We start from the raw sequence: 17,787 nt of genomic DNA, 5'->3' as shown, positions 1-17,787 counted from the left end.
GATGCCCTGGCGGGCGCGGCTCGTGCGGCCGAGCCGGGCGAGGTGAGACGTCTCGGGAAACGCGTGGCCGTCGCCCTTTTGTCTGTCGAAGGCGGTGCACGTATCGAGGTGCCGCTTCGGCGGACAAGCGTGCACGGGTACACGGGCCGTTCGTCGCCCCCGAGCTGCGGGCGGGCGACCGCTGACGGTGTCAGAGCGAAATCTCCGACGCCGTGGGCCATACGAGCGAGACGTGGTCGGTTTCCTGCGGCGGAAGCGCGCCGGCCCGGCTCGGCTTCTACCGTAATGAGGTGCTGGGTGAGGCGGTGAAGGCGCGTGGCCCTATGCCCGAGTCCCGTTGGGGGCGCGCGGCACGATTTCGCGATCAGGGTCTCGGGGTGGCTGCGGTGGCCGCCCTGAGCGTGCTGGGTCTGGGAATGCCGCACTGGGAGAGGGCCGTTCCGTCGCCAGGCCTGAACTACGAGGTGGCGACGGCACAGGCGACCCTCGCGGCCATCTCCGGCGGGATGATCACGCTGTCCGGCTTCGTCATCACTGCCGTCACTCTTGTCATCCAGACCGTCCAGAACATGTCGCCCCGCCTGATTGGCGTCGTCCGGCACTTCGGCCGATCGCTGGCACATGTGGGCCTCTTGATCGGCACTGCGGTGTACGCGCTCATCGTGCTGGCGCAGACCCGGACGGCCGACGGGCCACAACTGTCGGTAGCCCTGGCGATCCTCCTGGTGGTCATGGACACAGTCGTCTTGCTGCGGGCCGCGGTACGGCTGGGACTGCGCCGCCTGGCGGCATGTGTCCGTGTCGGCCGCGCTCGCGTCATCGACCAGGACCCCGCCTACGGCCTGCGGTTGCTGGTTGACATGGCGATTCGGGCGCTGTCCCCGGCGGTCAACGACCAGACCACGGCGGTTCAAGTCCTGGACCACCTTCAGGACGCGCTGGTCCGGTTGTCCCACCGTCCCGTCGGCCGGACGGTGATCCTCGACGGCAGCGGCGTGCCCCGTTTGACCCGGCCCGCGGCGGAGTGGCCGGAGCTCGTGAGCCTCGTGCTGGACGAAATCCTGCAGTACGGCGCGGGATCGTTGCAGGTTGTCCGCCGCATGCGCGCACTGCTTACGGAGGCGGCCGCGACGGTTACGGCAGATCGGACGGCTCCGTTGGAGGAGCGCGTAGCCGCACTGGACCGGCTGACACGGTCCTTCCCCGATCCTCTCTTCGCCTCGGTCGCGGAAGGCACGGACCGGCAGGGCCTTGGCGGCGTGAAGGCGACCTCGGATCTCCTGGAGGGCAGGACATGAGCAGTGAGGCATGGACCGGTGTGGCGGTGGCGGGCGTCACCGCGGCATACGCATTGGGGTCACGTCGGCTGTCCTCGACGCCATTGTCGTCGGCGATCGTGTTCGTCGGCTGCGGCATCCTCCTCGGGCCGGCCCTGCTCGACCTCGTCGACCTTGAGCACGACGCGGCACCGATCATCTTGCTTCTCGAAATTACGCTGGCACTTGTGCTGTTCACCGATGCCATGACGGTCCGCCGACGGGACCTGCAGACCGGCGGTTTTGTGCCCGGCCGTCTGCTGAGCCTCGGACTGCCACTGAGTATCGGGGCGGGTTGGCTCCTTGCCTGGCCGTTGCTGCCGGGGCTGACGATGTGGGAACTCGCACTCGTCGGCGCCATCCTCGCCCCTACCGACGCCGCCCTCGGAAAAACCGCCATCTCCAATCCCCGAGTGCCGGCGCTCGTACGTCAGGGACTCAATGTCGAAAGCGGCCTGAACGACGGCATGACGCTGCCGTTCTTCCTCCTGTTCCTGGCAGCCATCCCGGGCACGCACTACGCGGAAGAGGGCGTGGCGGGTGTCTTCTGGCGCGCACTCGTGCTGAGCACCGCGTTGGGGTTACTGATCGGCGGGTTCGGCGGCCGGCTGCTGCAGTGGGCCCGGGTCCGGGGATGGGCCACTCGGGAGTGGCGGCAGGTCTACCTGCTGGCTGTCGCGGGGGCGTCGTACGAACTCGCTGTCCTGACGGACGGCAGCGGTTTCATCGCCGCCTGGGTCGCCGGATTCGCTTGCGGATTCGCCATGCGCCGTTTCCGGACCGGCAGCGAGGTGGAAGGCCCGGACCGTACGGCCGACTTCGCCGAGAACCTCGGAGGGCTCTTGGCGTCGTTGAGCCTTCTGGTTTTCGGGGCGGTGCTGCTCGGCCCAGCGCTGGAGCATCTGAGCTGGCGGCTCGTCCTGTACGCAGTGCTCAGCCTCACCGTTGTCCGGATGGTGCCTGTGGCCCTCTCCCTGGCCGGAAGCAGGCTGCGGCTGCCCACGGTGGCGTACATCGGATGGTTCGGGCCACGAGGTCTCGCGTCCGTCGTGCTGGCGCTGCTCGTAGTGGAGGAACACGTGCCTGGGGTGGAGCTGCTGGGCAGGGTGGTCGCGATCACCGTCGGCCTCAGCGTCCTGCTGCACGGCGCCTCGGCCGTATTCCTCGCCGAGCGGTACGGCCGCTGGCATGAGAAGACCGCGGCCACGACCAGCGACCTGCGCGAGGGCACACCCGTACTCGAGACCCCCGGGCGCCGCAGGCTCGGCCCGCTGGACCAGCCCGAGACGTGAAGCCGGCCGGCTCCAGCGTGGAACCGGCTTCGTCGATGTCTTCGTCGTCCAGCAGTCCGACGGAGGTCATCTTGTTGCCGGGGAACGCGACGACCTGACGCGCCGTCCTCAGCTGGTCGGTTGCCCCGCCGGAACGTCGGCCGGCAATGCGTCTTCTTCTTCCGGGTTCCCGGCGAGGAACTCCACCAGGGCCATCAAGAGGAGCCAGACCAGTGCGATGCCGACGATGACCAGGGCGGTCGGGTAGCTCCACAGGATGGAGGTCAGTACGGCCAGACCGACCAGGACCCAGGTGATCCATGTGCGGTGGCGCCGGATGAACGGTCCGACCGGTCCGGTGCGCATCCCCGCGCGGTCGGCGGTGGAGCGGACGGAGCCGATGCCGGAATGCCACGATTGCCTTACGAACGTCGCCCGTCGGCCGTGCCCGCTCAGCCAGGCGGCCAGGGCGACAACCACGCCGAGCGTCACCGCCATGCGGACCAGGGTGCGCATGTAGCGCGTGAGCGCGTCGTAGACCGACTCGGCAGCGGGCTGGGAGACGGTGTCCGGAAGCGCGTTCAGGTATGCCACGCGGAAGAGGGTCAGGCCTCCACCGAGCAGCAGCATGACGAAGGCGAAGGCGAGCGCGGCGACCACGAGAATGCGGCGGCGGTGCGCGGACAGCAGGACCCCGGCGGCGATGAGCAGCACAGAGAGCACGGGCAGCCAGAACCCGGCCATCTGCAGGATGCGGAAGTACGTCTTGACCTTGCCGATGTCGTCGGCGCGCAGCACCGTGAAGTCGGTGTGCACTTCGGGGATCTTCGCGGCCGCGGTCATTCCGTCGTCGATGAGGCGCTGCTTGACCTGGTCGACGACCGGGCCGAGGTCGACGGTGACCGAGTCGTTGTTGATCTTCGCCGCGCCGCCGCCGCTGCCCGTCAGGGCTTTGTCGACGGCCGAGTGGATCCGGCGGTTGGCATCGGTCCAGAAATCCTCGAAGGTGTCGGAGGAGACGATCTCCTGCGACTTGTCGTGGACGAAGCTGCGGAGGGCGCTCTCCAACGAGTCGCCGAGTTTGCCGAGCGCCTTCTCGGCGAGCGGCCGGTCAGCCGGCGCCACTGCCTCCAGGAGGGTCGGCAGGTCGATGTGTTCCATCACCGCGTCGGTGACCCGGTTCGCGGCGGCCGCCTGGATGTCGGGGTCGGAAGCGAGTGGGGCGACCGTGTCGACGTAGCGGTCCGTGTCGCCGATCTCGTCCGCCGTCCAGGCCGCGACGACGGCCAGCGGGGCAAGGATGCAGCCGAGGACGATGAGCAGCGCGGAGAAGAAGGACCGCCACCGGTGACGGGAAGCCCGAGCCTTCTTGTCGGCCTCCAAAGCGGTGATGCGTGCTTGTAGGCGCTCCAGCTCGGAGCGTTCGTCCCCCCTGGGGCCCGCTGATCCCTCATTCGGCATGGCGCGACCTCTCGTGTGCCGGTGCGATCCCAGCAAAACCCCGACCGCGGTCACGCGCGAGCGCTCAGTGACCGTGGGGGTGAACGGCAGATGCGGCACGCAGGCCGCCTGCGGTGCGTCACCTTCGGCCGAGGTCCCGGCATTGACACGGAGGGCACGCCGCTACGCAAGCCGGGCGATGTGGGGACGTTCACAGGCCACGGACCATGGCAGAAAGAGGCAGCAGAACCGCGCCTCGGCCACCCCTCGCCTCCGCCTCGGTCCGAGAGAAGTGCTCGTATGCGCTACGAGTTCCGCATCGCCGGCGTCGTTTCGGACGCCCTCGCCGAAACCTCCACCCCGAGCGCATCTGCGCACCGGAACAGACACTCTTCTTCGGCAGTGCGACGACGAAGCCCACTTGTGCGGGCTGCTCCTGCGCTTCCAGTCTCTCGGGCTGCACGTGCTGGAGATGCGACAGCCTCCGGGCTGAACCTCTTCGTGTGAGCCGTTCAGGCGACCCGCGGGCCACGGCGGGCGCGCCGGCCAGTGAGGGCGTGGACGGCGGGGGTGTGCTCGTGGAGGCCGCAGGATGCGTGGTCGTGTCGCTGAGGGAGTCGTGCTGGTCGTCCCGACCGCAAGCGTCGGGTGCGCAGGTGAACGGTGAACGACATGCTGCTGGGACTGGGTTTCGGCGTGCTCGGCGTGACGGCCGTGATCTTCTGGCTGCTGTTCCTGGGGGTGCAGTGGGCGCACACCACGTTCACGCCACGGTTGACCATGTTCCGCAATGCCCCGATCGTGTGGCGCACGTTCGCGTTCGCGATCAGCCTGGCGGTCTTCTGCCTCACCGCGGCGCGGACGATCGGGACCCGCGTCCGGGTGACGATCGTGGTGCCTGTCGTCGCCGGTGTCTTGCTGCTGGTCATGTTGGCGTTATTGCGCGTCCTACAGCTGCGGGCCTTCGCGTCGATCCAGCTCGCGCCAGTCCTTCATTCCGTGACCGAGCGCGGCCGGGCCACTCTTCAGTCTCTGTATGCCCCCGGGGGTGCCCGCGTGACGACAGAGCCGGGCGGCGACCGGCCACTTCCGCCGCTGCGGGCGGCGGTCACCTGGGCATGAGCTGGCGAACGCCTTCGCCTGCCTCACGGCCCTGCCTGGGCCAGCAACCTGAACCGCCGCGCTACCTCTGCCATCCCCAACCGGGGAACCCCGGAGCACCGGACCCGAGCGCCGGGCCCCAACCATGCCCAGCCGGCGACGGTCACGGCCCATGCCAGTCAGGCCAGCTCAGCCTACCCGGACTGAAACGAGGAGGTTGGTGACGCGCGGGATCGCCGGTTTGGGCAACCGGCGATCCCGGGCTACGTTGCCCCCGGCCCGCTGAGACCGGGACCAAGTGCTGGGACGTCACCCGACCGGCAGCTCGGCCACGAGCTCGCGGCGAACGCGCTACGGGCGTGGCCGAACCGGGCGGGAGCCGGCCGCACGGCACAACACCGATCATGCTGTCGCCGGGTGGGCCGCGAGCTACGACACCGGTCAGCAGAACCATCCGTTCTGGACCCAGCCTCGCCTGTTGATGTCACCGTAGGCGAAGCCGTAGACCCAGTCCCCGTTCACTTTCTCGACGAGGAACGTCTGACCCCTGTAGAGCGTGCCCATCCAGGCTCCGTGAGGCGCGGTCACACGGACGAAGAGATCAGTGGCGCAGACGGTCTCGCGCTCGCCGACGGTGCCATTCGCGGCCTGGGCGGGTGTAGCGGTGAGAGTGGCGGTGAGCGCGAGGCCACAGACGGCGGCGGCTCGCAGAGCGGTTCGTTTCATCAACGGTTCCTTCGAGGGGGAGGGAGAGGGCACATGGGGTCTACCAGGAGCCGAAGCCGCCGAGACATTCATTGCGGACGTATCCCCAGTCGTTGGGGCCGAAGTCGAACGTCGCCGCCCAGCCGTTGTACACCGGGTGGGCGCCGCGGGTGTGCCCGACCTTGTTGCCGCGCTGCAGGGTGCGCTTCAAGCCGGTCGGGCCGTTCGCGCTGTCGTAATTGGCGAAGAAGCTGGCGCTGTCGCACACGATGACGGCGTGCTCCGGCGTGGTGGGCTCCGCGTGCGCGGCCGGGGAGGTAACCACGAGGGAACCGGCAACCAGAGCGCAGGCCACAGCGACCCGTCGGATGTTCCTTTTCACGCGAATGCTCCCATCTGATGAATTGCGTGGATCTACTTCTCAAAGGGCTACGCCCACGATGCGTCGCGGGGAGAACGGAACGGACCGAATCCGTGCGGGCTGTCCTCCTCGGGTTCGCAGGTCACGTTCTAGAACAGAGGCGCTGCGCGGTGGTTGCGTAACGGTTGCTGCTTCGACCCGTCGATCTGCCCTGGCCGGTGCTTGGGCCACCGCGCCCGTGACGGCGAGTGGCGACATCCGTTGCCAGGCACTGGCGACGGCGTCCGAGCAGAAGGGTTCCATGGACGGTCTCCTGCCTGTTCACGGAAGCGGTGACTGTATTACCGAGCAGTAGTGTCGGGGTGGTTGCGCGACGGCGGCGCGACTTGGCATGCTCGCTTCGTCGTCGGCGGGCATCCCGGGCGGCCGGACTTTCTACCGCGGACGGGGCGGTGTGATGCGCTACCGAATCCTCGGGCGGCTCGATGTTTTCGACGGTAGGCAATGGACTCCGTTGAATGCCGCAAAACAGCGAGCGGTACTGAGCCTCCTGCTCATCAACGCCAACCACTTCGTGTCCGCGGACGCGCTCATCCACGAACTGTGGGGCGATCGGACTCCCAGCTCGGCCGTGAAGTCCCTCCAGGTGTACGTGCACCGGATACGAAAGGCCCTGGGGACGGCCGAGGGCGCCCTGCTCACTCGGTCCGGGGGTTACGAGCTTTCCGTGAGCCCCGGCGAGACGGACGCCGGCAAGTTTGCCGTTCTCGCGGCCGCCGGCCGGGCCGCGCTGGCCGACGGCCGCCCGAACGAGGCTGTCGGCGCTCTGGTCGAAGCTCTGGGATTGTGGCGCGGACGGGCGCTCGGTGACGTACCGCCCACGACGTCGGTGCTGGCTGAGGCCGCGCGTCTGGAAGAGGAGCGGCTGACAGCCCGGCAGGCTCTGGCTGAAGCCAAACTGGCCGCCGGCATGCATGGCGAACTGGCAGCGGAGCTGGGCGCACTGCTCGCCGAGCAGCCGTTGCACGAATCGCTGTGGGCCACTTTGATGATCGCGCTCCACCGCTCGGGGCGCCGCTCCGACGCAGTGCACGCGTTTGCCTCGGCCAGGCGTCTCCTGCGCGATGAACTCGGTGTCGCGCCGGGTGCCCGACTGCAGGAGGCGCTCCGCACGGTACTCGACGACGCCGAGCGCCAGAGAACCAGGACCATCTGCCAACTTCCGCCCGCTATCCCGGACTTCGTTGGGCGCGAAACGTATCTGGACCGGGTTCTCGGCTTCCTCGAGAATCCCGATGTGGGCGTGCCACGCATCGCCGTCGTCACGGGTGTAGCCGGGGCCGGCAAGAGTTCGTTCGCCGTGCATGCCGCGCATCTGCGGCGCGAGTCGTTTCCCGACGGCCAGCTCTACGCCGACCTGCGCACCTCCGCCCAGCATCCTGCCGAGCCCGGCGACATCCTCTTCTCCCTGTTGGGAACCCTCGGGGTAAGCGGCGCCGCCGTCCCTGAGGGACTCGACGAACGCTCCCGGCGCTATCGCGCAGAACTCGCCGACCGCCGTGTACTCGTCGTCCTCGACAATGCCTACAGCGAACGACAGGTGCGCCCCCTGCTGCCCGGCACGGGCCACAGCGCCGCCCTCATCACCAGCCGCAGCGGACTCGCAGGCCTGGAGGGGGCGCTCCGCCTCGACCTGGGCCTCCTCCCCGACGACGAGGCGCTCACACTCCTGGCGCGCGCGGTCGGGGACGACCGCACACGGCGTTTCCCCGACGCCGCCGCCCGCATCACCCGCCAGTGCGGGAATCTGCCGCTCGCGCTGCGCATCGTCGGCGCGCGGCTGGCCACCCGCTCCCATCTCTCCCCCGAGCGCATCGCAGACGCGCTCGCGGACGAGCGTCGGCGCCTGGATGAGCTGATCGCCGGAGATCTGGAGGTACGCGCCAGCGTCTCGCTGAGCTACGAGGCTCTCGACTCGAGCGCGGAGCGCGCCTTCCGGCTGCTCGGCGTGCTGTCGGCCCCTGCCGTTCCGGGTTGGGTTGTCGGCGCGCTCCTCGACTGCGAGCTCGCGGAGGCCGAACGCGCCTTGGACTCCCTCGTCGACAACCGCCTGCTGGAGGTCGCTGCGGCCGACGCCACGGGCGAACCGCGTTTTCGCATGCACACCCTCGTCCGGTTGTGCGCACAGGAACAGGCCGCCGCACACGAACCGCCGCACGAGCAGGCCGCCGCGCTCGCCCGAGTCTGGATCGCGTATCTGACACTTGCTCAGCGTGCCGACCGTTCTCTCGCCTCGGGCTTCGCCTTGCCTGTGCCTACTCTGACATCCCCGTGGCAGCCGGACGACTCCGACCGTCTGCTGGCTGAGCCTCTGGGCTGGCTGAGCGCGGAGCGCACCACGCTGTCCGCGCTGGTGCGCCAAGCCGATCCCGGCACAGCCTGGCGGCTCGCCGCCGCCCTCGCTGACTACTTCGAGTCAGCGGGCCACTTCGACGACTGGCGCGAGACCCACGAAGCGGCGCTGGCTGCCGCCCAAACCGCGGGTGACACGCTCGGTGAAGCCGTCATCTACCGAGGGCTCGGTGAACTCAACACCGCCCAGGACCGCTATACCGAGGGCATCACCTGCTTCCAGAGATCATTGGATGCCTACGTGCAACGCGGGCAACCGGACCCGGGTGAGCACGCGGCTGCCGTGGGCCTCGGCGTCCTGCTGCGGCTGCGAGGCCGATACCGCGAGGCGTCCTTGAGCCTGGAGCGGGGGATCTCCGGAGCCCGGACGACTGGCAACGCACGCGCGGAGGCTTACGCACTGTGTGCGCTTGGCACGGTCCATATGGAGCGTGGCGAAATCGGCGCCGCGCGAACCGCGTTCGGACGCTCTCTCACCCTCTCGCGCATCATCGACTATCCCATGGGCGAATTCTCGGCACAGCGCTGCCTCGGCCTCGCCGAGCTCGCCGTCGGTCGGCTCGACGCCGCCCAGGAGCGGCTGGAACTGGCTCAGCGCATGGCCGCAACCCAGCGAAACCATGTCAGCGAAGTGCACGCCTTGCAGTGGCTAGGCCATCTCACCGACGTTCACGGCGACGCAGAGCTTGCCGAGACCATCCTGGACGGCTGTCTGGGCGCCTATCGTCGGTTCGGTGAACGATTCGGCGAGGCGATCACCTTGCGCTCCCTGGCCGACCTGCACCTGCACGCCGGACGTCGCACCGCTGCGATGGAGGCGATCGGGCAGTCGCTGGCGATCTGGAACCGGATCGATTCCCCCTACTGGACCGCACGTACGCTCGACGTCCTCGCAGATATCCACGAGGAGCAAGGCTTCAGTGACCAGGCGCGTCACGAAGCGGCAGCACTTCGCGCCTCTCTGGGCCTGTCGCCCGGCCTGAGCCCCGCAACCACCGCGTCACGGCGCAGGCTGGGCGGCCATCTCGCGGAAGCCGCTGGCTGAACCGACCGTCATAGATCACGCGCGTCCGCCAGGGGTGCCACGACAAGGGTGCCGTGCAACTGTGGCGCATCCCAGTCCCGCGGGGTGTAGCCGTGCTCCTGGGCGATCCCGCGCAGGGATTCCGTTCCAGAACCTGACGTGCTCAGCCCGATCCTGGCAACCCGTACGGATGGAGTTCGTCCCGCCCCTGGGCTCCTCGCGACGAATCATTCGTCGACGTCGCTCTCCGGGAGGCGGAGTGCCGGCTGTCCGTGACGATCGAGGGCACCGTGCACTGTGTCCAGGACCGCGCCCGTCTCGTCCGCGCCCTCTACGAACGCCTGGATCCGCCTGGAGGCGGCCGCCACCCCGGCCCTCTGACACCCGGACTGGCGAGCGACACCAGGCCACGCTGTCCTGTGACAAGGGACCTGGACCGATTGTCGTCGAAGTTGGACCGTTGTGCAGGCGGCAGGGACTTCGACGTTCCAGCCTTTGGTGAATTCAGCCTTTCATGTACTGTCGTGGGTGTGCTGACTCTCGCTGCTGACATCGAGGTGCTGGCGCGGTTCGGCCGCGCCCTCGCCGACCCGATCCGCTGCCGGATTCTCCTCGCCCTGCGTGAGGCACCGGCCCACCCCGCCGACCTGGCCGACGCCCTGGAGATCTCCCGCACCCGGCTGTCGAACCACCTGGCGTGCCTGCGCGACTGCGGTCTTGTCGTCGCGGTGCCGGTGGGCCGGCGCACCCGCTACGAGCTCGCCGACGAGCGCCTCGGTCACGCGCTGGACGACCTGCGCACCGCCGTGGTCGCCGTCGAAGCCGACAAGACGTGTGCGGACGCGGAGCAGAAGGGCTGCTGCTGATGACCGCCGAGATATCCATCGGCATAGGCCCCTCCCCGGCCCGCCGCGACGTCCTCGCCAGGCGGATACGGCTGCTGGTCGCGGCCACCATCACCTACAACGTCATCGAAGCCGTCGTCGCGATCACCGCCGGGACGATCGCCTCCTCCACCGCGCTGATCGGCTTCGGACTCGACTCCGTCATCGAGGTTTCCTCCGCCGCCGCGGTCGCCTGGCAGTTCTCCGCCTCCGACCACGCCACCCGAGAGGCGCGGGAGAAACGGACGCTGCGGATCATCGCGGTGTCGTTCTTCGCGCTCGCCGCGTTCGTCGGCATCGACGCTATCCGCGCGTTGACCGGCCCCGGTGAGGCCGAACGCTCCTTCCCCGGCATCGTCATCGCCGCCCTCTCCCTCGCGGTCATGCCGTTCCTGTCCACGGCCCAGCGCCGAGCCGGACGCGAACTCGGCTCCGCCAGCGCGGTCGCCGACTCCAAGCAGACCCTGCTGTGCACCTATCTGTCCGCCGTGCTCTTGGTCGGCCTGATCCTCAACGCCACCCTCGGCTGGTCCTGGGCCGATCCCATCGCCGCCCTCGTCATCGCCGCCATCGCCGTCAAGGAAGGCCGCGACGCCTGGCAGGGCAAGGGATGCTGCGCAGCTCCCGTTTCTGCAGGCTCGTCCGCTCAGGCACCGGTAGACGCGTGTGGTTGCCGCCCCGGCTGCGACTGCTGTGGGTGAGCTTGATCAGCCCACGCCGAAGGCCCGGCTGCTGTCGGAACTCTCATGGACAGGGCCAGTGGCGGGAATGCTGTATCGGCCGGTCAGTGGGGAGTTTGTGCGGAGGATGCGGGGGTAAGCGAGGGTCCGGAGCTGGTGGAACGGACAGGGGCGGACAAATGGAACAGATGGCCGGCGGCGAGCGCATGCGGTTGCTGCGGGGGGATGTCTTCTCGGTGTCCGGGGTGTTCGAGGGCAGTGAGGACATCGGCGGTGCGCGTGCCCTGGCCCGTGGCTTTCTCACTGACGTGCAGGCCGTGTACGGCCTGCCGGTGTCCGGGCGGGTGATGGGCACGGTGCAGCTGGTGGTGAGTGAGCTGGTGACCAATGCCCGGAAGTACGCACCCGGGCCGTGCCTGCTGACCCTGGAGGTCCACGGGGGCGGGCAGGTCGAGGTGAGCGTGTGGGACAGCAACCCGACACCGCCGGCGATCCTCGCACCCGACCCCACCCGGATCGGCCAGCACGGGCTGGAGATCGTCATGGCCGTCTCCCAGAGCTTCGCGGTCCACCGCGAGCCTGTGGGCAAACGCATCACCACGGCGATCACGCTGGCCGACGACCCCGGCGGGGACGTCCTCGGCCACCAGCCGTGACAGACCCCGCCAGGGGGTGGTGATCAACAAATGGCACGGTCACAATCCGCTTGTGTCGCTGCCGAATCCGACGGCCCGGTACGTGATCATCAGGCGGATGACGTCGGACAACAACCCCACGGTCAGGGGGCGGCGACTGGGAGCGGAGCTGCGCCGGCTCCGTATGGACAGTGGCATGACCGGTACGCAGGTAGCGGCGCGACTGCTGATCTCGCAGGCCAAGGTCAGTCACATGGAGACCGGCCGCCGTGCGGTCAGTCCCCGCGACGTACGCGACCTGTGCAGGCTCTACGGTGTCACCGACCAGCATGTCGTCGACTCCCTGACGGCGCTGGCCAGGGAATCGGGCCGGCAGGGCTGGTGGCACTCCTACGGCGACATCCCCCACAGCGTCTATGTGGACCTGGAGGCGGACGCCGCCTCCATCCATGCCTTCGAGCCGATGGTGATCCCCGGACTTCTGCAGACTCCCGCTTACGCGGCCGCGGTCATCGAGGAAACGATCCCCCTGGTCACGGTCGGACAAGCCGCCGCGCGCCTGAAGGTGCGGCTTCGCCGTCAGCACAGGATCTACGACCCCACTCCCCGCCTTCGTCTGTGGGTCGTCCTGGACGAGTCAGCCCTGCGGCGCGTCGTCGGCAGCCGGGAGATCATGCGCGAGCAACTGGAGCACCTGCACGCCCTGAGCACCGAACCGCACATCACGGTGCAGGTCCTCCCGCACACGGCGGGCGCTCATCCGGGCCTGTCGGGGCAGTTCTGCCTCCTGCGGTTCCCCGACAGCCCCAAGGCGGTGGTGTATCTGGAGAGGTTCACCAGCGGCCTCTGCCTGGAAAGGCCGGTCGACGTGCAGCAGTACAGCCGGTTGTACGCGCACCTCCAGACCCAGGCCCTCAGCCCGGACCCCACCCGGCACCTCATCACCGAGACCATCAAGCTCTACCCCTCATGAGCACCCGCTTGAAAAGCCACTTCCCCGGCGAAGTCGCCTTCCCTCAGAATCGGGCCGGACAGCCCCACGCGCCCGGCTGCCCCTGGCCGAGCTGCCCGCCGGGCGTCTGGTTTTGGGCGCCTCTCAGGTGGGACCGGTACCTCCTGGCCCGCTCCTCTCTCACATCACAGCAGTCCCACCTGTTACCAATCCTTCTACTGCCATCACTCCGAATAGAGGGTGAAAGGGACGAATGTCCGAATGCGATCCGGCCTCATGCCGGTGAAATCTCCCCGGAAGGGGATGCATCGCGATGACAGTCAAGCGCTCAACCCGTATCACCGCCCTCGTGGCCCTCCCCGCGGCTCTCGGGCTCGCCATGGCAGCCCCGGCCCTCGCCCACGACGGAAACAGCGGAGGCTCGCAGGCGCGGCAAGCCCAGAGCTACAAGGTCGATCTGCGGCAGCTGAACGACTCCGGAGCCCGAGGAACCGCACAGCTCAGCCTGGACGGCCGCCAGCTCACCGTGAAGATCGACGCTCAGGGCCTGGTCCCCGGCCAGCCCCACGCCCAGCACATCCACGGCTCCACCACCGGACACGACTTCACCTGCCCCGACGCCAGTGCCGACAAGAACGGCGACGGCGTCGTCACCACCACCGAGGGACTGCCGGCCTACGGAGACATCAACATCTCCCTGACCACCAAGGGCGACACGACCAAGGCCAGCGGCCTGGCCGTCGACCGGATGCCGGTCGCGGACAAGAACGGCAACCTCTCCTACTCGCGTACCATCGCCGTCTCCCAGGCCGTCGCCGACAACATCACCTACCTGCACGTCGTCCAGCACGGAATCGACCCCAACGGCAACGGCATGTACGACTTCGGCAAGGGCAAGAGCGAACTCGACCCCAAGCTGCCCCAGGAAGCCACCGCCCCCGCCAGCTGCGGCACGATCGAAGGCCACAGCGGCGGCTCCATGGGCAAGAACTAGCCTCCTTCAAAAGGTGGCTCCCCCTGCCCTAGGACCACAGCCATTCCGTCATCACGACGGCCTCGGTGTCCGCTCGACACCGAGGCCGTCACCATCTCCGCCGAAGACTTCGCCTTGCACCCGTTTGTGTACTCTCCGTTGCTACTCCAGGTGCCCCTGTCGGCGAGGTTTACGGTTTGCGTGCCTTTGTCCTCACGGGGACCAAACCGGGCGGCTTGCCGCTCCGAATGAGGGTCGTAGGCGGGCGGTGCTGGAGAATCACTTCCGTGACAGACAACGTCCGCAGTGACAGGACCCCCGAGCTAGAGGCCGACCTGCCGTCGCTGATGAAGAAGGTGGCGGAGGGCGACCAGGAGGCGTTTACCGGGGTCTTCCAGGCAGTGTCGGATCCGGTCTTCGGCATGGTCAGCCGTGTCCTGCGGGACCGCGCCATGTCGGAGGAGGTCGCTCAGGAGGTTCTGGTGGAGGTATGGCGGACGGCACCTCGTTACGATCCCGGCCGTGGGTCGGTGTTCGCGTGGGTGCTCACCATGGCTCATCGCCGGGCGGTCGACCGTGTCCGCTCGGAACAGGCGGCATCCTCGCGTGAGGCACGCGTGGCACTCCTCGACAGGAAGACCGAGTTCGACGAGGTGGTCGAGGAGGTCGAGGCGCGGTTCGAGCGTGAGGCCGTGAGGTCCTGTCTGCGGGGGCTGAGTGAACTGCAGCGGCAGTCGGTGACGCTCGCCTACTACCGGGGTCTCACCTATCGGGAGGTCGCCGAACGGCTCGCACAGCCGCTGGGCACGATCAAGTCCCGTCTGCGCGACGGCCTGATGAAGCTGCGCGACTGCCTGGGGGTGACGGCATGAACCCGGACGACCTGCACATGCTCTCCGGTGCCTACGCGCTCGACGCGCTCAACGACGCAGAACGTGAGGCGTTCGAACGGCACCTGACCGGCTGCGCCTCGTGCGTCCAGGAAGTACGAGAGCTGTCCGAGACGGCGGCGCGGCTCGCGCTCGCGGTGTCGGCGCCCGCCCCCGAATCCCTGCACGACGACGTCATGCGGCAGATCCCTCTCGTACGCCAGGTGCCGCCCACGGTACCCGGAGCGCCTGTGCCGCGGCAGAAGCGCAAAGGAGCCGGACGGGCGGGCCTGATATGGGCCCTGGCCGCGAGCATCGCTTCCGCGGTGATCCTCGGTGGAACCGCAGCCGTGCAGACGAATGCGGCCCGCGACGCGGAACGGGACACCCAGCGCGTCCAGCAGGCGGCGGACGCCGTGGCCGCTGTTCTGTCCGCTCCCGACGCCCAGCTCGCGGTGATGCGACTGCCGGAGCGGGCCACCGGCACCGTGGCGGTGTCCAAGAGCCGCGACCAGGCGGTGTTCACCGCGACGGGCCTTGCCGAACCGCCCGCCGGCAAGGTGTACCAGCTGTGGTTCGACGACCGGGGCACCATGCGCCCGGCCGGTCTGATCGAACCCGACCGGACCACCACAGTGACCCTTCTCGACGGGCCGGTGGCCAAGGCGAGGGGGATGGGCATCACCCTGGAACCGGCCGGTGGATCCCCCCAGCCCACCAGCGCGCCGCTCGCCCTCACCTCCTTCCCCACCACGTGAGGCAGGAGGGCGGCAGGACGCTTGGGTCGTGCCGTCGCTCCGCGAGCGGCAGCTGTCGCCGCGCACACGCCGAGCCATGCGACTGCCCTGTTTCGGGAGGTCGCACGGCTCGGCGTGTGCGCGGTGTGTCGTGCCTACTTGGGCATGAGGACGGTGTCGACGATGTAGACGGTGGCGTTGGCCGTGGGGACGTTGCCGCAGACGACCTTGGAGGAGTCGTTGACGGTGTAGTCCTCGCCTGAGCCCTTGGTGGTGACCATCCCCTTCTGCAGGGTCTCGAAGGAGCCGTTCTCCAGCTGCTTCGGCGTCAGCTTCTGCCCCACGACGTGGTAGGTGAGGATCTTCGTCAGCGTGGCCTTGTCGGCGAGGACCTTGTCCAGGTCGGTCTTGGGGATCTTGGCGAAGGCGTCGTTGGTGGGTGCGAAGACGGTGATGTTCTGCGCGTTGTTGAGGGTGTCCACCAGGCCGGCCTGCTTGACGGCGGCGACCAGCGTGGACAGCGCAGGGTTGTTCGAGGCGGCCGTGGCGACGGGGTCCTTCGCCATGCCGTCGAAGGAGCCGGCGCCCTCCTTGGGTACGCCTGCGCAGGCGGGACCGAACGGCTTGTCCGCTGCCATGTCGGCGTCCGCGCTGGGGGAGTCGTCCTGGGTCGCGGGTGCCCCGCTGCTGGTCTCGTTGGAGGCGGCGTCATTGCCGGAGTCCGAGCAGGCGGCGAGCGAGAAGGGAAGGACGGACGCGGCAGCCACGGCGACAGCCGCGCGGCGGAAACGAAGAGCGTTCATGAGAGGGATCTCCTTCGAAGAATTTCTGTATAAGGAATGGGAGAGGGGAGCGGTGGTCTATTCGGCGGTGACGACGACGGAGTGCCAGCCGCTGGCACCGTCCGGGATCGTGCGTGTGCCGTTCGGTCTGTGTCTCGCCGGTGCGGTCGGTGGCCCGGACGGTGAGGGTGTGGGTGCCGGGTGCGGCCTTCCAGGACGTCGAACGTGGTGAGCTCGATGTCCTCGATCCACGTGCACGCCGAGACGTAGCCGTAGAGACCGGGGACGAGCATGCGCACCGGGAATCCGTGGATGAAGGGGAGCGGTTCGCCGTTCATCCCGACCGCGAGCATGGCGTCGCGGCCGTCCATGACGTCCTCGACCGGGGTGCCGAGCGTCATGCCGTCGACCGAGCGGGCGACGAGCTGATCAGCCGGTCCGCCCTGGGACGGGGGCCGGACGCCCGCCTCGGTGAGAAGGTCCGCGAGCCGGACTCCGAGCCACCTGGCGTTCCCCACGTACGGGCCGCCGACCTCGTTGGAGACGCAGGTCAGCGTGACGTCGCGCTCGATGAGCTCCCGGGAGAGCAACTCCTCGATGGAGATCTCCAACTCCCGGCGTTACACCCCGCCCGTGGATCCGCAGGCGCCAGGAATCCGCCGACACCTTCGGGACGACCAGGGCGGTGTCCACCCGGTAGAAGTCCTTGTTGGGCGTGACGAACGCGCTGATCCCGGGCACGCGCAACGCCGCGCCACGAGGAACGGCAGGAGCCGGGGACGAGGGGCGAGGCGGCGTCACTGCAGCCCGGGAGGCGACCGCGTCGCCGCTGCGGGACGAGCTCAAGGCCCGGCCCACCAGACCGGCACCCGTACCCGCGGCGGCAGCGGCACCGGCCGCCAGGAGGAACCGGCGGCGATTCCAACCGCCCTTTCCCACTGCGGTCGCCTCGTGCTCGGTCCGGGCGACCAGCAGGCCACTGAGGAAGTACAGCAGCGCACCACCAGCCACGCCGCCGGCGAGCGAGGGCAGGGCGTCGGTGAGCGAGGCGGAGTCGGGCCGGTTCAGTGCGGCGACCGCTCCGACGACACCGAAGAGGACCACACCTGCGGCCCCCGCGCGGCGCATTCGCAGAGCGAGTACCCCCAGGGCCATCGCAAGCAGGGCGATCACCACCAGGATCCCGGCCTGGAGGACCAGCTTGTCGTTGGTGCCGAAGTTGCGGATGGCCCAGTCCTTGACACCGGTCGGGGACGCGGTCGATGACCGCGCCCCGACCGCCGTCACGGGCCCGGCCTCAGGACGGACCCACGCGGCGATCAGTTCCGCCAACGCCAGCGCCGCATAGCCGGACATGAGCCCGGCGAGCGCCGCGGATGCGCCCCGCCCCAGAACCGCCTTGTTGATGCTCACGAACGGAATTCGCAGCCGCCGGCCTGACGGATTGGTCCCGTACCCGAATTTCGGATCTCCGGCGAGAACGTTGACGAAAGCCCCTGAACCCCGCCTGGCGATCGCAAGAGGAATCTCCAGGTGTGAGCACGGGACGGGGGCGCTCCGGCCCCACGCCCTGACCCCTGCCCGTCACCGCGATGTCTGGTCCTTCACCCGGGCCTTCCGGTTTCTTTCCGTCCCCGAGTCTCAG

The 17,787-nt window shown here is 68.8% G+C and carries 14 protein-coding genes and 3 pseudogenes; 12 read left to right on the top strand and 5 right to left on the bottom strand.

Features of this window, described 5'->3' with window-relative positions:
- The first annotated feature begins 212 nt into the window (after window positions 1-212).
- Both ABZ567_RS20645 and ABZ567_RS20640 read left to right on the top strand, forming a co-directional pair.
- Window positions 213-1,298 carry a DUF2254 family protein gene (locus tag ABZ567_RS20645; RefSeq protein WP_360791937.1) on the top strand — a complete coding sequence of 362 codons (1,086 nt, stop codon included), beginning with the start codon at window positions 213-215 and terminating at the stop codon, window positions 1,296-1,298.
- Window positions 1,295-2,608 carry a cation:proton antiporter gene (locus tag ABZ567_RS20640; protein WP_360791935.1) on the top strand — a complete coding sequence of 438 codons (1,314 nt, stop codon included), beginning with the start codon at window positions 1,295-1,297 and terminating at the stop codon, window positions 2,606-2,608. Before ABZ567_RS20645 ends, ABZ567_RS20640 begins: the two co-directional genes overlap by 4 nt.
- 108 nt (window positions 2,609-2,716) lie before the next feature.
- Here the strand turns inward: ABZ567_RS20640 and ABZ567_RS20635 are convergent, their stop codons facing one another.
- A complete protein-coding gene (locus ABZ567_RS20635; protein ID WP_360791932.1) occupies window positions 2,717-4,048 on the bottom strand; it encodes a hypothetical protein in 1,332 nt (443 codons plus the stop codon).
- A gap of 279 nt (window positions 4,049-4,327) precedes the next feature.
- Here ABZ567_RS20635 and ABZ567_RS20630 point away from each other — a divergent pair.
- Window positions 4,328-4,520 (top strand): annotated as a pseudogene (locus ABZ567_RS20630) (hypothetical protein).
- Between the two features lie 179 nt (window positions 4,521-4,699).
- Complete coding sequence (locus ABZ567_RS20625) at window positions 4,700-5,149, top strand: DUF2254 family protein (protein WP_360792322.1); 450 nt, start codon at window positions 4,700-4,702, stop codon at window positions 5,147-5,149.
- 420 nt (window positions 5,150-5,569) lie between these two features.
- Here ABZ567_RS20625 and ABZ567_RS20620 read toward each other — a convergent pair whose 3' ends face one another.
- Both ABZ567_RS20620 and ABZ567_RS20615 read right to left on the bottom strand, forming a co-directional pair.
- Window positions 5,570-5,854, bottom strand: coding sequence for a hypothetical protein (locus tag ABZ567_RS20620; RefSeq protein WP_360791929.1), 285 nt, complete (start codon window positions 5,852-5,854; stop codon window positions 5,570-5,572).
- A gap of 40 nt (window positions 5,855-5,894) precedes the next feature.
- Window positions 5,895-6,158: a hypothetical protein gene (locus ABZ567_RS20615; protein ID WP_360791926.1), complete on the bottom strand. Its 264-nt coding sequence runs from the start codon at window positions 6,156-6,158 to the stop codon at window positions 5,895-5,897.
- A 493-nt stretch (window positions 6,159-6,651) separates the two neighbouring features.
- Between ABZ567_RS20615 and ABZ567_RS20610 the strand changes: the two genes are divergently transcribed.
- The 8 genes and pseudogenes from ABZ567_RS20610 to ABZ567_RS20575 all read left to right on the top strand — a co-directional run bounded on the left by ABZ567_RS20610 (window position 6,652) and on the right by ABZ567_RS20575 (window position 15,381).
- On the top strand, window positions 6,652-9,651 hold the full coding sequence (locus ABZ567_RS20610) for a BTAD domain-containing putative transcriptional regulator (protein WP_360791924.1): 3,000 nt from the start codon (window positions 6,652-6,654) through the stop codon (window positions 9,649-9,651).
- Window positions 9,652-10,160: 509 nt separating this feature from the next.
- Window positions 10,161-10,496, top strand: a complete 336-nt coding sequence (locus ABZ567_RS20605; protein ID WP_360791921.1) for a metalloregulator ArsR/SmtB family transcription factor — start codon at window positions 10,161-10,163, stop codon at window positions 10,494-10,496.
- Window positions 10,496-11,215 carry a cation transporter gene (locus tag ABZ567_RS20600; protein ID WP_360791919.1) on the top strand — a complete coding sequence of 240 codons (720 nt, stop codon included), beginning with the start codon at window positions 10,496-10,498 and terminating at the stop codon, window positions 11,213-11,215. The genes ABZ567_RS20605 and ABZ567_RS20600 overlap by 1 nt, the downstream gene beginning before the upstream one ends.
- 158 nt (window positions 11,216-11,373) lie before the next feature.
- Window positions 11,374-11,850 carry an ATP-binding protein gene (locus ABZ567_RS20595; protein ID WP_360791916.1) on the top strand — a complete coding sequence of 159 codons (477 nt, stop codon included), beginning with the start codon at window positions 11,374-11,376 and terminating at the stop codon, window positions 11,848-11,850.
- A gap of 97 nt (window positions 11,851-11,947) precedes the next feature.
- Window positions 11,948-12,802, top strand: a complete 855-nt coding sequence (locus tag ABZ567_RS20590; protein ID WP_360792320.1) for a helix-turn-helix transcriptional regulator — start codon at window positions 11,948-11,950, stop codon at window positions 12,800-12,802.
- Between the two features lie 292 nt (window positions 12,803-13,094).
- A pseudogene (locus ABZ567_RS20585) lies at window positions 13,095-13,763 on the top strand (hypothetical protein); the annotation flags it as partial.
- A 278-nt stretch (window positions 13,764-14,041) separates the two neighbouring features.
- Entirely contained in the window at window positions 14,042-14,626 is a 585-nt protein-coding gene (gene sigK, locus ABZ567_RS20580; protein WP_360791913.1) for an ECF RNA polymerase sigma factor SigK, read from the top strand.
- Window positions 14,623-15,381, top strand: a complete 759-nt coding sequence (locus tag ABZ567_RS20575) for an anti-sigma factor (protein ID WP_360791910.1) — start codon at window positions 14,623-14,625, stop codon at window positions 15,379-15,381. The genes sigK and ABZ567_RS20575 overlap by 4 nt, the downstream gene beginning before the upstream one ends.
- Window positions 15,382-15,515: 134 nt before the next feature.
- Here the strand turns inward: ABZ567_RS20575 and ABZ567_RS20570 are convergent, their stop codons facing one another.
- Together ABZ567_RS20570 and ABZ567_RS20565 are read right to left on the bottom strand one after the other, a co-directional pair.
- Window positions 15,516-16,163, bottom strand: a complete 648-nt coding sequence (locus tag ABZ567_RS20570; protein WP_360791907.1) for a fasciclin domain-containing protein — start codon at window positions 16,161-16,163, stop codon at window positions 15,516-15,518.
- Window positions 16,164-16,220: 57 nt separating this feature from the next.
- Window positions 16,221-17,498, bottom strand: a pseudogene (locus tag ABZ567_RS20565) (molybdopterin-dependent oxidoreductase).
- Window positions 17,499-17,787: the final 289 nt, after the last annotated feature.

This window comes from Streptomyces sp. NPDC016459 (assembly GCF_040632845.1).
GTDB lineage: Bacteria > Actinomycetota > Actinomycetes > Streptomycetales > Streptomycetaceae > Streptomyces.
The sequence above is the reverse complement of the archived record's forward strand: the minus strand, read 5'-3'. Positions and strand labels throughout refer to the sequence as shown.